Here is a 14,405-nt window from a genome sequence, read left to right as displayed (position 1 = left end):
CTATCAAACCCCATTTTGCGGTACTTTAATAAAGTATTTAAATTAATTTCAGGAAATCGGCAATGCAAAATATCGGGATGTCGTCAAAACTCAACAGCGTATGCTACGAAATCAGGGGGCCTGTACTCAAACATGCTAAGCGCATGGAAGAAGAAGGGCATAAAATACTGAAGCTTAATATTGGTAACCCCGCCCCATTTGGTTTTGACGCCCCTGATGAAATCCTTGTTGATGTAATTCGTAACCTACCGACATCTCAAGGTTACTGTGACTCAAAAGGCATCTATTCAGCCCGCAAAGCGGTTGTTCAGCACTACCAGAAAAAAGGCCTACGTAACCTTGATGTAGAAGACGTTTACATTGGTAACGGCGCATCAGAGCTTATCGTTATGTCTATGCAGGCGCTACTGGATAATGGTGATGAAATCTTAGTTCCCGCTCCGGACTACCCACTATGGACAGCGTCTGTTGCGCTTTCTGGTGGTACACCGGTTCACTACATGTGTGATGAAGATGCTGATTGGTATCCAGATCTAGACGACATGCGTGCGAAGATCTCACCAAAGACTCGCGGCATCGTTCTTATCAACCCGAACAACCCAACGGGCGCGGTATACAGCCGTGATTTCCTATTACAAGTTGTTGAGATTGCTCGTGAGCACGGTTTGATCATCTTCGCTGATGAAATCTACGACAAAGTGCTTTACGACGGTGCCGTACATACTTCAGTCGCAACGCTGGCTGAAGACGTACTAATGGTCACATTCAATGGTCTATCTAAGGCTTACCGCGTGTGTGGTTTCCGTGGTGGCTGGATGTTCTTAACGGGTCCGAAGCACATAGCGAAAGGCTACGTTGAAGGGCTAGAAATGCTGGCCTCGATGCGTTTGTGTGCCAACGTACCCATGCAGCACGCCATCCAAACGGCACTGGGTGGTTATCAGAGTATCAACGAACTGATTCTTCCTGGTGGTCGACTGCTTGAGCAACGTGACCGTGCATGGGAACTGATCAACAAGATCCCTGGCGTTTCTTGTGTGAAACCAAAAGGCGCGATGTACCTGTTCCCTAAGATCGACACCAACATGTACAACATCAAAGACGATCAGAAATTCGTGCTCGATTTCCTTAAGCAAGAGAAGGTGCTATTAGTTCAAGGTACTGGCTTCAACTGGCCAAAACCGGATCACTTCCGCATCGTGACTCTGCCACATATCGAAGACCTAGAAATCGCGATTGGTCGTCTAGAGCGCTTCTTACAGACCTACAGCCAAGACGACCTCATCGAAGGTTAATTAACACAAAGAAAGATGACTACAATTTGCTGTTTTAAAAGACTTTAACTTGTAATCAATCACTTCTATGCTTAAAGGGCTCCTGTTTGGGAGCCTTTTTTGTATCCGCTGTCTCGTATGCCTGTGCAAACACAAGATACGAGTGGAGAATTATTTATACCAATCACAGTAAGTAAGTGATCAGAAATAGCGCAGGAAAAAAGCTTGAGAACAAGGCAGCTATTTTCGACAAGCAGCTTCGATAAGTAGTTATTCTACAATCAAAAATTCTAACAAAGTTATCGAGTTTTTTAACAAGCTAGGATGACCAGTTATTTACTACGATTGGTACTATAAGGACATTTATGAAACAGAGCCATTTCTTCGCCCATCTCGCACGCATGAAGCTTATCCAACGCTGGCCTTTGATGCGTTCAATCTCAAGCGAGAATATTTCAGAACATAGCCTACAGGTGGCTTTCGTCGCACACGCCTTGGCATTAATTAAAAATAAGAAGTTTGATGGTCAGCTCAACCCCGAGCACATTGCTCTGCTTGGCATGTACCACGATACCAGCGAGGTACTGACTGGGGATTTACCAACTCCGGTTAAATACTACAACCCAGACATCGCCCAAGAGTACAAGAAGATAGAAGCGGCAGCAGAACAAAGACTGCTTTCAATGCTACCGGAAGAATTCCAAGACGATTTCGCGCCCTTCTTAATATCCGGAACAGCAAACAAAGAAGAACAAAGCATCGTCAAGCAAGCCGACACTATCTGTGCTTACCTCAAATGCTTGGAAGAACTCAGCGCGGGAAACCACGAATACGAGCAAGCGAAACGCCGACTGGAAGAAACACTCGAACAGCGTAAAAGCCCAGAAATGGACTACTTTCTCACCACATTTGCGCCAAGCTTTGAATTATCACTAGACGAGATAAGCTAGCTGGGTATAACTTGAGTGTAATTAGCTAAATAAATCAGATTGATAGGTGCTATTTTGACTTCTCCACTCGAACCACCATTTGAACTCGAACAAGAATGGCAACATCGAAATGACGATGAACATAAAATAAGGCGTGATGACCATCGTAGCCCGTATCAACGCGATCGTGCGCGTGTGCTTCACTCTGCGGCTTTTCGTCGCCTCCAAGCAAAAACTCAAGTTCATGGCACCACGGTAAACGATTTCCACCGAACTCGCCTTACCCATTCGCTAGAAGCCGCACAACTTGGTACTGGCATTGTAGCTCAACTCAAGAAAAAGCAGCCCGAGTTTCGAGATCTTCTCCCCTCAGATAGCTTGATTGATTCACTGTGTTTAGCTCACGACATTGGCCACCCGCCTTATGGGCATGGTGGTGAAGTCGCACTCAACTACATGATGCGCGACCACGGTGGCTTTGAAGGCAACGCCCAAACGTTTCGCATTGTCACCCAGCTAGAACCTTACACCGAACATCACGGGATGAATCTATCTCGACGCACTCTGTTGGGGCTGATTAAATACCCTTCACTTCTTAGCGAAGTTCAAGCTAAATTACAGTCTGAGCCTGTTAAGCACCAACGACAACTCCGAGCCAAAGATTGGATGCCAGCAAAAGGCATCTACGATCATGATGAAGAACTTTTTAACTGGGTACTGGAGCCGCTTTCAAGCAGCGACCAACAGCTTCTAAAACAGAAAAGAAAAACGCATACCGAGCCACTTGAGCACAATAAGACCAAATATAAGTCACTTGATTGTTCAATCATGGAGCTGGCTGATGACATCGCGTATGGCGTGCATGATTTAGAAGATGCCATTGTTCTTGGCTCTGTGACCAAAGCCCAATGGGTAGATTCAGCTTACCCTCAACTTAAAGAGATGGCCGATCCTTGGATTTGTGAACACCTAGATTCAATTACAGAGATGCTTTTCTCTGGTGAGCAGTATCGTCGAAAGGATGCGATTGGTGGGATAGTCAACGCTCTGTTGACCAGTATTTCGATTGAACGAGTGGATGCTAGCTTTGAGAATGTGCTGTTGGCTTACAATGCCGTGCTTGAACCAAGCATGGATGGCACACTCGATAAACTGAAGCACTTTGTCAGCGAGTTCGTGATTCAAGTCCCTCAGGTTCAGGTCATCGAATACAAGGGCCAACAGATCATCATGGACATGTTTGAAGCATTCAGCGCCGACCCTGAACGCTTGTTGCCTTTGCCAATCAAGAAGCAATGGCTACAGCATCAAGATGAATCTAGAAAGATGCGCGTGATAGCCGATTACATCTCATCAATGACTGATGACCTTGCGCAGAAAATGCATCAGCAATTGTTCTCAGCTCATACTGAGTTTTAATTCCTGACTCGTACGAATGAATCGGCTTAATCTAAGTAGTTTTTCTCAAACACACCCGGCGGCATTTGATTGATTTGAAACTGAATCATTTGGTCAAATGCCGTTAGCAAAGGGCTAAAGTCACCATTACTCTCTAGCAAGCTAAGCAAATGATAGCCAGCTTCGACGGTAGAAAGGCTGTTTTCACTGGGCGCTTTACGGATTCGATAATTACCCTTGAGATCTTTCGGTAAGTGAACTGTGCTCAGCGCATGCAAGTTACTCGACACCTGCCACATCTTGAACGCCTTCTTCCACGTCCCATCCAATAAAATCACACGCAGCTTCTTGCTTGGGCATGTCGCAGATTCAACTGAAACAGAGTTTTCGCTTGGGTATAAAATCACATGTTGGTACTGTTCATCGGCCAGCAATGCGTTCAATTTTTCGTTGTCTGAAAAGTCTTCACCGACAAACGTCACGCTGTTATTTAGGGATAACGAGAGGATACGCGCAGTTCCCATCGGGCGATGCTCTTCTGATGGGTGCTGAAGAATGATAAGCTCAACATTCGATTCGAGTGGTGTAACCCACTGACAAATACAAGCTTTCAAAGCCTTGCTGCATTGGGGGCAATAACGAGACATGGATTTAATGTGTACCCTGTTTTAATTTTCACTTCACTTTTATGCGTCTTATTCCAATTTGAGCCAATACAAGCTTGGGTCGTATGGGATAGCAATGCGATTGCCGAGGGGCAATGGTGGCGGATCCTAACAGGAAACTTTTCACATACCAACTACTCGCACCTTCTGATGAATCTAGCAGGCTTATGGATCATCAGCTATCTGTTTCAACCGAATAAAAAACAGCTTGTTCTTGCTCTGCTTGTGATTAGTTTAGTGACTGGGATCGCTCTGTTGTTTTCGAGTATTCAGATCTATGTCGGCCTATCTGGCACTTTGCATGGGTTGTTTGGCTTATTCGCGCTCAGTGAGGCTTTAAACGGTAGGAGATCAAGTTGGCTGTTAGTATTGGGATTAATCGCTAAAATCGCTTGGGAGCAGCTTATTGGCCCTTCTAGCACGACTGGCGAACTGATTAATGCTCGTGTCGCGATTGAAGCCCACCTAGCAGGTGCATTGGCCGGAGGCTTCATATCTATCGCTTCATTTCTAACAAGTAGAAAAACGGATCAAAGTTGAATTCTTTCGCGGTTCTTTTCAACCGTCGCTTCACCTATCCCTTTCACACTCACCAAATCCTCAACATTCGTAAACGCACCGTTTTGATCTCTGTAATCGACGATCTCTTGGGCTTTCTTGTCCCCAACACCAACTAATAGCGCTGAGAGTTCTTCTGCCGTCGCAGTATTGATGTTTACCGTAATCTCAATGCCATCGTAAAGCTCAGCTTTAGTTGGGCTATCAGAAAACGCTGGGGAGCTCAGGGCCATCAGAAATGAAAGAAGTAGTGTTGAATATATCGTGCGCATAAACCGTTCCTTTGAACAAAAAACGTAACTTATGCATTTACCGCACTAGATAACACAATCACCAGACAAAAATAAAGCGGGTCACCTGAGTGACCCGCTTCGTTATACATCTTGTTTTCATCAGCTTGTTTGTTGGCTCGCAATTCTTATTTATCGAATAAACCTAATTTGCAAAACAACAACCATCGCATGTTGATTCTCGGTAGTCAGTCACCAAACAGGCTAACTACCGAGCTAATCTAACTCAAGCTAACCTGAGCTTACTGATCTTGACCCACTACGTAGTATTCAACGTCTGCATTTTTACGCAGTACGTTTAGTACATTAGTAAGGTCTTGCTGGTTACCAACTCGTTCCAACTGTGCACCAATTTGAGTGCTGTAAGCTGGGTTGATTTCAGCCGTTACTTTAGAAAGCTCAACAACAACGATGTTACCGTCTTGGTCTTTAGATTGACCAAACACAGCTTGACCTGCTTCTGGTTTCGCTAGAGCGAATACAGACGCTGCTAGTGGCGAGTTACGGTCAATCGTTTCAAGTTCAGTGAACTCAAGGTTGTTATCTGCAAGTACTGCTTCGTTACCTTGCTTAAGCTCGTTCACTAGAGAAACACCTAGCTCAACTGCTTGTTGCTCAGCTTGTACAGCAGACAATGCAGCGACAACTTGATCTTTCACTTCAGCTAGAGGAAGAACTGTCTCGTCGCGAGTCTCTTCTACACGAACAACAATCACGTGCTCAGGTGCAACTTCGATAACTTCAGAGTTCAGACCGTCTTCTTTCACTTCAGGGCTCAAGATAGCTTGCATAACTGCAGGCGTCATCAGAACTTCCGGAGCGTCAACTTGAGAGATGAAATCTGTTGTCGTGATCTTCGCATTGATAGCTTCAGCAGAGTCATCCAAAGAATCTGGGAATTCAAACGCTACTTTCTCTAGCTCAGTTTGCTGTTCGTAGAACTGGTCTACAGCATGCTGGTCTAGTAGTTCTTGCTTAATCTCAGCAGCTACTTCTGTATAAGGCTGAGCTTGAGACGCTTTTACTTCGTCTAGCTTGATGATGTGGTAGCCGAAATCAGATTTAACTAGTCCAGTAGTATCACCAATATTCTCAAGAGCGAAAGCCGCGTCTTCGAATGCTGGGTCCATAACATCGCGTTCAATCCAACCTAAGTCACCGCCAACATCTGCACTACCGAAGTCGTCAGATTTCTCTTCCGCTAGCGCAGCAAAATCAGCGCCTGCATTTAGCTCGTCTAGGATTGACTGAGCTTTCGCTTCGTCATCGCCTTGAACTAGAATGTGGCTAACTTTACGTTGCTCTTCAGTTGAGTACTTGTCTAGGTGCTCTTGGTAGTATTTCTGTGCTTCTTCATCGCTTACTTCAAGCTGAGACTTAAGTGCTTCAGCTGAAAGCTCGATGTAAGACACCTTGGCTTGCTCTGGACGAGTGTAAGCTTGAGGGTTCTCAGAATAGTACTGTTCGATTTGCTCGTCAGTTAGTTCGATGCCTTTCGCTAGATCAGCAACAGACAAGGTCACTGTACGAATGTCACGAGTTTGAGCAATAAGTTTGCTTTGCGTATCGATTTCGCCTTGAAGAACAAATTCACTGCCTTGAAGCGCAGTCACAAGCTGGTTACGCATTAGGTCACGACGCATGTATTCAGCGAAGCTTTCTGCGCTGAAACCTGCACGACGTAGTGCTGATTGGTAAACTTCTTGATCAAATTGACCAGCAGTTTGGAACTGAGGCATTTCTAGAATCATGGTACGGATTTGAGAATCACTGATTCGTAGGCCTAGTGACTCAGCTTGCTGCTCAAGTAGAACATCGTTGATCATGCGATCAAGTACTGATTTACGGAAAGACTCTACGTATGCAGGGTCTGCAAGCATTTGAGCGAAGTAATCGCCAAGTTGAGACTGCATACGATTACGTTCGTTTTGGTAAGCTTGTTCGAACTCACCACGAGCAATTTCTGTGTTGCCAACTTTAGCTGCTGCGTTGTTACCGCCACCGGTGATGTAGCTGCCTACACCTGCGAATACGAATGACAGGATAATCAACCCAAGGATAATTTTTACCGCGATGCTATTCACGCCTTCGCGTAATCGATCCATCATAATTTAAGTGCTCTCCGGATATGAAGCATTGGCTTCAAAATAAAAATCTATTCACGCGATATTATCAGAAAAAGAAATGCGCATCAGTAGGATGCGCATAATTTAAATAAGTTCAATGTGCTTTGCACACATACTGTCTAAGAATGAAACATCATTTTTCAAACAGTAAACGCATTTTACTGCCTTCCCCTCTCTAAAAGCGAGGTTTCAGCAGTGAAAATTAGTTACATGCGTCTTTAAGTGCTTTACCTGCTTTGAAGCCAGGTACTTTAGCTTCTGCGATTTGGATCTCTTCACCAGTTTTTGGGTTACGACCTGTACGAGCAGCACGAGTACGAACACTGAAAGTACCAAAGCCAACAAGTGCAACTTGGTCACCTGATTGTAGCGTTGTGCCAACTGCTTCGATGAAAGCGTCTAGAGCGCGACCAGCTGAAGCTTTAGAGATGTCTGCGTTTTCTGCGATTGATTCTACTAGTTGTGTTTTATTCACTGTTTTTCCCCTATGTGTCATCTGTGACTACTTCTCGATGACTGTACGTTCCATTTTGGTTTTAATTTAGCCGCAAGCCTTATTGCAAAAGGGCTGCCGCTTTAGTCAAATAACTTAGCGTCCAAAAAAAACGCTGACAAGCCTTTTCGGGTCTATCAGCGTAATTCTTTACTTATTTTTGCTATGCATCACTATTTTTTCACGTCAAACTCGACCCCTGACGGATCTCGTTCTAGCGCGACTTTAAGTACTTCATCAATCCATTGGACCGGAATCACCTTTAAGTCAGCGATTACATTGTCTGGAATCTCTTCCAAATCACGCTCATTGTCTTTAGGAATCAAGACAGTTTTGATGCCGCCACGGTGTGCTGCAAGCAGTTTTTCTTTCAAGCCACCGATAGGTAAAACTTCACCACGAAGGGTAATTTCACCGGTCATACCGACCTCAGCTTTCACAGGATTACCCGTTAAGCTAGATACCAATGCAGTACACATTGCGATACCCGCACTTGGGCCATCTTTTGGTGTTGCACCTTCCGGTACGTGAACGTGAATATCACGTTTCTCGTAGAAATCTGTGTTAATACCCAGATTTTCCGCACGAGAACGAACCACAGTCATGGCTGCTTGAATCGACTCTTTCATCACATCGCCAAGAGAACCGGTTTGCGTTAGCTTACCTTTACCTGGCATTGATTCAGTTTCGATAGTCAGTAGGTCACCACCCACTTGAGTCCACGCTAAACCAGTCACTTGACCGATACGGTTACTCTCATCCGCTTTACCAAAGTCATGTCGTTGAACGCCTAAGTACTCTTTCAGGTTATCAATGTTAACCGTTACAGACTTAAGGCTGCTGTCTAGCAAGATATTCTTAACTGCTTTACGACAAATCTTCGAGATTTCACGCTCTAGATTACGCACACCCGCTTCACGCGTGTAATAACGAATAATGCCAACGATAGCTGAATCTTCGATATTAATCTCGTGAGGCTTAAGACCGTTACGTTGGACTTGTTTGTCCAGTAAGTGACTTTTAGCGATGTTCAGCTTTTCATCTTCTGTGTAACCCGACAGACGAATCACTTCCATACGGTCCAGTAACGGGCCTGGAATGTCCATTGAGTTAGACGTTGCAACAAACATAACGTCTGACAGATCGTAATCTACTTCTAGGTAGTGATCGTTGAATGCAACGTTTTGCTCTGGATCTAACACTTCTAGAAGCGCTGAAGATGGGTCGCCACGCATATCAGAAGACATCTTATCGATTTCATCTAATAGGAACAGTGGGTTCTTAACACCAACTTTAGACATCTTCTGGATCAGTTTACCCGGAAGTGAACCGATGTAAGTACGACGGTGACCGCGGATTTCCGCTTCGTCACGTACGCCACCAAGAGCCATACGAGTGTACTTACGGCCCGTTGCCGCTGCAATCGAACGGCCTAGCGAGGTTTTACCGACACCAGGAGGACCAACAAGGCAAAGGATTGGACCTTTTAGCTTGTTAATTCGATTTTGTACTGCCAAGTATTCAAGGATACGTTCTTTAACACGCTCTAAGCCGTAGTGGTCTTCATTCAAGACCTCTTCCGCTTTCGCTAAATTCTTTTTAACTTTTGAACGCTTAGCCCAAGGAACACCAACCATCCAATCAATGTAGCTACGTACTACTGTTGCTTCAGCAGACATTGGCGACATCATTTTCAGTTTTTGCAGTTCTTGCTCGGTTTTTTCACGAGCTTCTTGAGGCATTTTTGAATCTTCGATCTTCTTCTTCAGAGTCTCGAATTCATCAGGTGCGTCATCCATCTCGCCCAGTTCTTTCTGAATCGCTTTCATTTGCTCATTCAGGTAGTACTCGCGCTGAGATTTCTCCATCTGCTTCTTAACGCGGCCACGAATGCGTTTTTCAACTTGCAGGATGTCAATTTCTGACTCCATTTGGCCCATTAAGAATTCCAGACGTTCAGTCACATCTGCGATTTCTAGAACGTGCTGCTTATCAACCAATTTAAGTGGCATGTGCGCTGCAATCGTATCGGCTAGGCGTGCAGCCTCATCAATACCGTTCAGAGACGTTAGAACTTCTGGTGGGATTTTCTTGTTTAGCTTAATAAAGCCTTCGAATTGATTGATCGCGCTGCGAACAACCACTTCTTGTTCTTTTTCGTCAAGTTCTGAGGTTACAACGTATTCGGCATCCGCTAAGAAAAATTCACTTTCTTTAAATTGGTGAATTTTTGCACGCTGCTGACCTTCAACAAGTACTTTTACAGTACCGTCAGGGAGCTTAAGTAACTGAAGAATGGTAGCAACGGTACCTACATTAAATAGGTCTTCGATTGAAGGCTCATCAGTGTCCGCTTCTTTCTGCGCTACAAGTAGTACTTGTTTGTTAGCTTCCATTGCCGATTCAAGGCAAGTAATCGATTTTTCACGACCGACAAACAATGGAATAACCATGTGTGGGTAAACCACTACATCACGTAGAGGTAGCACGGGGATTTCGATACGCTCGGAACGTTCCAAGTTCATATATTTCTCTCTTCCGCTTTAACTTATAAAGCAGTATATGGGGCTTAAACGACTGGATTCAATGGAAGAATAAAAAAAAGGAGGTAATTGCTTACCTCCTTTTTCAATTTGAGTGACTTGTCTAAAAAAGACCTACTCTGCAACCGCTGCTTGGTTATCTGAGTTGCTGTAAATCAACAGTGGTTCTGACTCACCATTAATTACCGACTCATCAATCACAACCTTGCTTACGTCTGTAGAAGATGGCAGCTCGTACATAGTTTCTAGTAGAACACCCTCCAAGATAGAACGCAGACCACGAGCACCCGTTTTACGTTCCATTGCTTTCTTCGCAATTGCACGTAGAGCATCGTCGCGGAATTCTAATTCAGTCTCTTCGATTTCAAATAATGCTGCGTACTGCTTAGTAAGCGCATTCTTCGGTTCACAAAGAATTTGAACTAGAGCTTCTTCGTCAAGTTCTGTCAATGTCGTTGTCACGGGTAGACGACCAATGAATTCCGGAATTAGACCGTACTTCACGAGATCTTCAGGTTCAACTTGAGTGAACAGTTCACCCACAGTTTTTGCTTCATCTTTTGAACGCACTTCTGCGCCAAAACCAATGCTCGAACCTTTTTCTACACGTTGCTCGATCACTTTATCTAGGCCAGAGAATGCTCCGCCACAAATAAATAGGATCTTAGACGTGTCCACTTGCAAGAACTCTTGCTGTGGATGCTTACGACCACCTTGAGGTGGAACTGAAGCAACTGTACCTTCAACAAGTTTAAGTAGAGCTTGCTGAACACCTTCACCAGACACGTCACGCGTGATTGATGGGTTTTCAGCTTTACGAGAAATCTTGTCGATTTCATCGATGTAAACAATGCCGCGTTCTGCTTTCGCAACGTCATAATCACACTTCTGAAGCAACTTCTGGATGATGTTTTCAACATCTTCGCCCACATAACCGGCTTCGGTTAGTGTTGTTGCATCTGCCATTGTGAATGGAACGTCTAGGAAACGAGCCAGTGTTTCAGCCAGTAGCGTTTTACCACTACCAGTAGGACCGATAAGAAGAATGTTACTCTTACCTAGCTCTACGCCTTCAGCTGTCGTGTCACCATTACGCAAACGCTTGTAGTGGTTGTATACCGCAACTGCTAGCACTTTCTTCGCGTATTCTTGACCGATTACATAGTCGTCAAGATGCTCACGAATCTCACGCGGTGTTGGCAGCGATTCCGATTCTTTCTTAGGAAGAACATCTTTAATTTCTTCACGAATAATGTCGTTACAAAGATCGACACATTCATCACAAATGTAAACAGAAGGACCTGCGATTAACTTGCGAACTTCGTGTTGGCTTTTGCCACAGAAAGAGCAGTAAAGCAGTTTACCGCTACCACCCTCTTTGCTTTTATCTGTCATTCGCTAACCTCTTAGCCTTTACTCTCTATGCTTGAGTGTATATCAATTTGAATCACTTTGCGTTAAACAATTGCCGTGCAATTATTGACCGCGGTGATTAAGAACTGAATCTACCAAGCCGTATTCTACTGCTTGATCAGCAGACATAAAATTATCACGATCTGTATCACGCTCAACAACTTCTAAAGGCTGACCAGTATGCTCTGCCAATAGTTTGTTTAGCTTTTGTTTGATCGTTAGGATCTCTTGCGCGTGAATTTGAATATCAGACGCTTGGCCTTGGAAGCCGCCAAGTGGCTGGTGAATCATTACACGTGAGTTTGGAAGCACGTGACGCTTACCAGGAGTACCACCCGCTAGTAAGAATGCACCCATAGAGCAAGCTTGACCCATACATACTGTGCTCACGTTTGGCTTGATGAACTGCATTGTGTCGTAGATAGACATGCCCGCTGTTACGCTACCGCCAGGTGAGTTGATGTAAAGATAGATATCTTTGTCTGGGTTTTCTGATTCCAAGAAAAGCAGTTGAGCCACGACAAGGTTTGCCATGTGGTCTTCCACTTGACCTGTTAAGAAAATGATACGTTCTTTTAATAGACGAGAATAAATATCGTAAGAACGTTCACCACGGGAAGTCTGTTCAACCACCATAGGAACTAGTGCGTCCATAATCGATGGCATTGTATTTTTTTCTTGGTAGCTCATATTCTTATGTCCCTAAAATAAATGGCCCGAATGATTAAATCATACGGACCATTGTTAGCAGAATTGTTGACCGTACGTCAACCTTCTACGTCAGATATTACTATATTAAGCAGGTTGCTGATTCATTAGCTCGTTGAAGCTAACTTCTTTATCAGAAACTTGAGCTTTAGCGATGATTGCATCAATAGCTTGCTCTTCTAGAGCAACATTGCGCATGTTGTTCATCATTTGCTCGTTTTGCTCGTAGTAAGCAATAACTTCTGTTGGATCTTCGTATGCTGTAGCCATCTCTTCGATGATAGCTTTAACTTTCTCGTCGTCAGCTTTTAGTTCTTCAGTCTTGATTACTTCACCAAGAAGAAGACCTACAACTACGCGACGTTTAGCTTGCTCTTCGAACAGCTCACGTGGAAGTTGGTCAGCAGCTTCAGTGTTGCCACCGAAACGTTGAGCAGCTTGTTGACGTAGAACACCGATCTCTTGATCGATTAGAGCAGAAGGTACGTCGATGTTGTTTTCGTTAACTAGACCGTCGATTGCTTGCTCTTTGATGCGGTTCTTAACAGCTTGCTTAAGCTCACGCTCCATGTTCTTACGAACTTCAGCTTTAAGGCCTTCAACGCCTTCAGCTGCGCCGAACTTAGAAACGAATTCTTCGTTTAGTTCTGGAAGCTCACGAGCTTCAACTTTGTTCAGCTTGATAGAGAACTTAGCAGCTTTACCTTTTAGGTTTTCAGCGTGGTAATCTTCTGGGAAGTTTACTTCGATTTCGAATTCCATACCTGCTGTTTTACCAACGATACCGTCTTCAAAACCAGGGATCATGCGACCAGCACCCATCTCTAGTGGGAAGTTCTCAGCTTTACCGCCTTCGAACTCTTCACCGTCGATAGAACCAACGAAGTCGATAGTTGCACGAGAACCAGCGTCAGCAGCAGCTTCAACTTCAGTCCAAGTTGCTTGTTGCTTACGTAGAGTTTCGATCATCTCTTCAACGTCAGCTTCTTTAACTTCTACTGCTGGTTTCTCAACAGTGATGTTTTCTAGACCTTTCAGCTCAACTTCTGGGTAAACTTCAAAAGTTGCGTTGAATACTAGGTCAGCGCCTTCGTTGTTTTCAACTGGTGCGAAAGTAGGTGCGCCAGCTGGGTTGATTTTCTCTTTAACGATCGCTTCGATGAAGTGACGTTGCATTACTTCGCCCATCACGTCTTGACGTACTGCTTTGCCGTACATTTTAGCAACCATCTTCATAGGCACTTTGCCTTTACGGAAACCATCGAAACGACGGTTTTTCGCGATGTTGCGTAGTTCAGCTGTAACTGCATCTTCGATGTTAGCAGCAGGAACAGTAATATTAAGACGGCGCTCTAGGCCTTCTAGCGTTTCAACAGTAACTTGCATTATATAAACCTCAAAACTGGCTCAGTAATCTGAGCATATGAGCCGTAACTTAGCTTTAATTCAAAAGCCGACGTTGTTGGCTGCATTCTTGTGTAGTGCTCTATCCGAACACCTAATTTAAAATCGAGCATTGATGTCTGAATTGATTATTCAACCAAACACCAGACTAATCAGCGATATCTTCGTTCTTCACATGCTTATTGAACGTTCTCACGCAGTTATAAAACGTTTTCACGCACTTATAAAAAGCAGTGAAGCTTGTTTTCGGAAACAAGAAAGGTATCTCCGATTAGCCTCAGGACAGAAATTTTAGATGCGACATTCTAGCGATCTGTTTAATCTCTGTCGAGCCGTTCACCTCTGCATGATGATGAATGCTCTAAATTCGTCCAACTAAATGATACAAAAACGATCAAATCATCACTTAGCACAACAGAAATGGGGACAATAGCGACTTTTTCAAGGGAATCGAGGGCTTTTTTTGCTAAAAACCTTAAAAAGAGATCTTGCTCTTGTTTTACCCCTCAGAGTCGATAACTTTTTCAACAATCCCCGTTACAAACCCTTAACCTACCCCCCACCTATCGACTTTCTCCTTTCAGCAAAAACCACCGCTATTTGC

The 14,405-nt window shown here is 44.2% G+C and carries 12 protein-coding genes and 1 pseudogene; 4 read left to right on the top strand and 9 right to left on the bottom strand.

Annotated elements, in window-relative coordinates:
• Positions 1-62: 62 nt before the first annotated feature.
• From OCU90_RS04700 to OCU90_RS04690, 3 genes are all read left to right on the top strand, one after another.
• The gene (locus OCU90_RS04700) at positions 63-1,295 is read left to right on the top strand and encodes a pyridoxal phosphate-dependent aminotransferase (RefSeq protein ID WP_004736094.1); all 1,233 of its coding nucleotides are present in this window, start codon (positions 63-65) and stop codon (positions 1,293-1,295) included.
• A 344-nt stretch (positions 1,296-1,639) separates the two neighbouring features.
• Positions 1,640-2,224 (top strand): 5'-deoxynucleotidase, encoded by a 585-nt coding sequence (yfbR, locus tag OCU90_RS04695; RefSeq protein WP_061024994.1) that lies wholly within the window; start codon positions 1,640-1,642, stop codon positions 2,222-2,224.
• Positions 2,225-2,278: 54 nt separating this feature from the next.
• Positions 2,279-3,622, top strand: a complete 1,344-nt coding sequence (locus tag OCU90_RS04690) for an anti-phage deoxyguanosine triphosphatase (protein ID WP_017095902.1) — start codon at positions 2,279-2,281, stop codon at positions 3,620-3,622.
• 26 nt (positions 3,623-3,648) lie between these two features.
• Here OCU90_RS04690 and OCU90_RS04685 read toward each other — a convergent pair whose 3' ends face one another.
• Positions 3,649-4,248, bottom strand: a complete 600-nt coding sequence (locus OCU90_RS04685; protein WP_061024992.1) for a tRNA-uridine aminocarboxypropyltransferase — start codon at positions 4,246-4,248, stop codon at positions 3,649-3,651.
• A gap of 9 nt (positions 4,249-4,257) precedes the next feature.
• Here OCU90_RS04685 and rrtA point away from each other — a divergent pair, with 9 nt between their 5' ends.
• A complete protein-coding gene (rrtA, locus tag OCU90_RS04680) occupies positions 4,258-4,806 on the top strand; it encodes a rhombosortase (protein WP_029222361.1) in 549 nt (182 codons plus the stop codon).
• Here the strand turns inward: rrtA and OCU90_RS04675 are convergent.
• The 8 genes and pseudogenes from OCU90_RS04675 to OCU90_RS26095 all read right to left on the bottom strand — a co-directional run.
• Positions 4,797-5,096, bottom strand: coding sequence for a ComEA family DNA-binding protein (locus OCU90_RS04675; protein ID WP_061024991.1), 300 nt, complete (start codon positions 5,094-5,096; stop codon positions 4,797-4,799). The two genes, rrtA and OCU90_RS04675, sit on opposite strands and share 10 nt — an antisense overlap.
• 260 nt (positions 5,097-5,356) lie before the next feature.
• Entirely contained in the window at positions 5,357-7,222 is a 1,866-nt protein-coding gene (gene ppiD, locus OCU90_RS04670) for a peptidylprolyl isomerase (protein ID WP_061024989.1), read from the bottom strand.
• A 220-nt stretch (positions 7,223-7,442) separates the two neighbouring features.
• The gene (locus OCU90_RS04665; protein ID WP_012604504.1) at positions 7,443-7,736 is read right to left on the bottom strand and encodes an HU family DNA-binding protein; all 294 of its coding nucleotides are present in this window, start codon (positions 7,734-7,736) and stop codon (positions 7,443-7,445) included.
• A 170-nt stretch (positions 7,737-7,906) separates the two neighbouring features.
• Positions 7,907-10,258, bottom strand: coding sequence for an endopeptidase La (gene lon / locus OCU90_RS04660; protein ID WP_061024987.1), 2,352 nt, complete (start codon positions 10,256-10,258; stop codon positions 7,907-7,909).
• A 132-nt stretch (positions 10,259-10,390) separates the two neighbouring features.
• On the bottom strand, positions 10,391-11,671 hold the full coding sequence (gene clpX, locus OCU90_RS04655; protein ID WP_004736081.1) for an ATP-dependent protease ATP-binding subunit ClpX: 1,281 nt from the start codon (positions 11,669-11,671) through the stop codon (positions 10,391-10,393).
• Positions 11,672-11,752: 81 nt separating this feature from the next.
• Positions 11,753-12,379 (bottom strand): ATP-dependent Clp endopeptidase proteolytic subunit ClpP, encoded by a 627-nt coding sequence (clpP, locus tag OCU90_RS04650; RefSeq protein ID WP_004736080.1) that lies wholly within the window; start codon positions 12,377-12,379, stop codon positions 11,753-11,755.
• A 105-nt stretch (positions 12,380-12,484) separates the two neighbouring features.
• The gene (tig, locus tag OCU90_RS04645; protein ID WP_004736079.1) at positions 12,485-13,783 is read right to left on the bottom strand and encodes a trigger factor; all 1,299 of its coding nucleotides are present in this window, start codon (positions 13,781-13,783) and stop codon (positions 12,485-12,487) included.
• A gap of 335 nt (positions 13,784-14,118) precedes the next feature.
• A pseudogene (locus OCU90_RS26095) lies at positions 14,119-14,301 on the bottom strand (hypothetical protein); the annotation flags it as partial.
• Positions 14,302-14,405 lie beyond the last annotated feature (104 nt).

Source organism: Vibrio splendidus, from assembly GCF_024347615.1.
In the GTDB taxonomy this organism is placed as follows: Bacteria; Pseudomonadota; Gammaproteobacteria; order Enterobacterales; family Vibrionaceae; genus Vibrio; species Vibrio splendidus.
The sequence above is the reverse complement of the archived record's forward strand: the minus strand, read 5'-3'. Positions and strand labels throughout refer to the sequence as shown.

Coding starts and splice junctions, on each gene's coding strand:
- tig (WP_004736079.1), bottom strand. CDS start 13,783: ATGCAAGTTACTGTTGAAACGCTAGAAGGCCTAGAGCGCCGTCTTAAT.
- ppiD (WP_061024989.1), bottom strand. CDS start 7,222: ATGATGGATCGATTACGCGAAGGCGTGAATAGCATCGCGGTAAAAATT.
- yfbR (WP_061024994.1), top strand. CDS start 1,640: ATGAAACAGAGCCATTTCTTCGCCCATCTCGCACGCATGAAGCTTATC.
- clpX (WP_004736081.1), bottom strand. CDS start 11,671: ATGACAGATAAAAGCAAAGAGGGTGGTAGCGGTAAACTGCTTTACTGC.
- lon (WP_061024987.1), bottom strand. CDS start 10,258: ATGAACTTGGAACGTTCCGAGCGTATCGAAATCCCCGTGCTACCTCTA.
- clpP (WP_004736080.1), bottom strand. CDS start 12,379: ATGAGCTACCAAGAAAAAAATACAATGCCATCGATTATGGACGCACTA.
- OCU90_RS04700 (WP_004736094.1), top strand. CDS start 63: ATGCAAAATATCGGGATGTCGTCAAAACTCAACAGCGTATGCTACGAA.
- OCU90_RS04665 (WP_012604504.1), bottom strand. CDS start 7,736: ATGACACATAGGGGAAAAACAGTGAATAAAACACAACTAGTAGAATCA.
- OCU90_RS04685 (WP_061024992.1), bottom strand. CDS start 4,248: ATGTCTCGTTATTGCCCCCAATGCAGCAAGGCTTTGAAAGCTTGTATT.
- OCU90_RS04675 (WP_061024991.1), bottom strand. CDS start 5,096: ATGCGCACGATATATTCAACACTACTTCTTTCATTTCTGATGGCCCTG.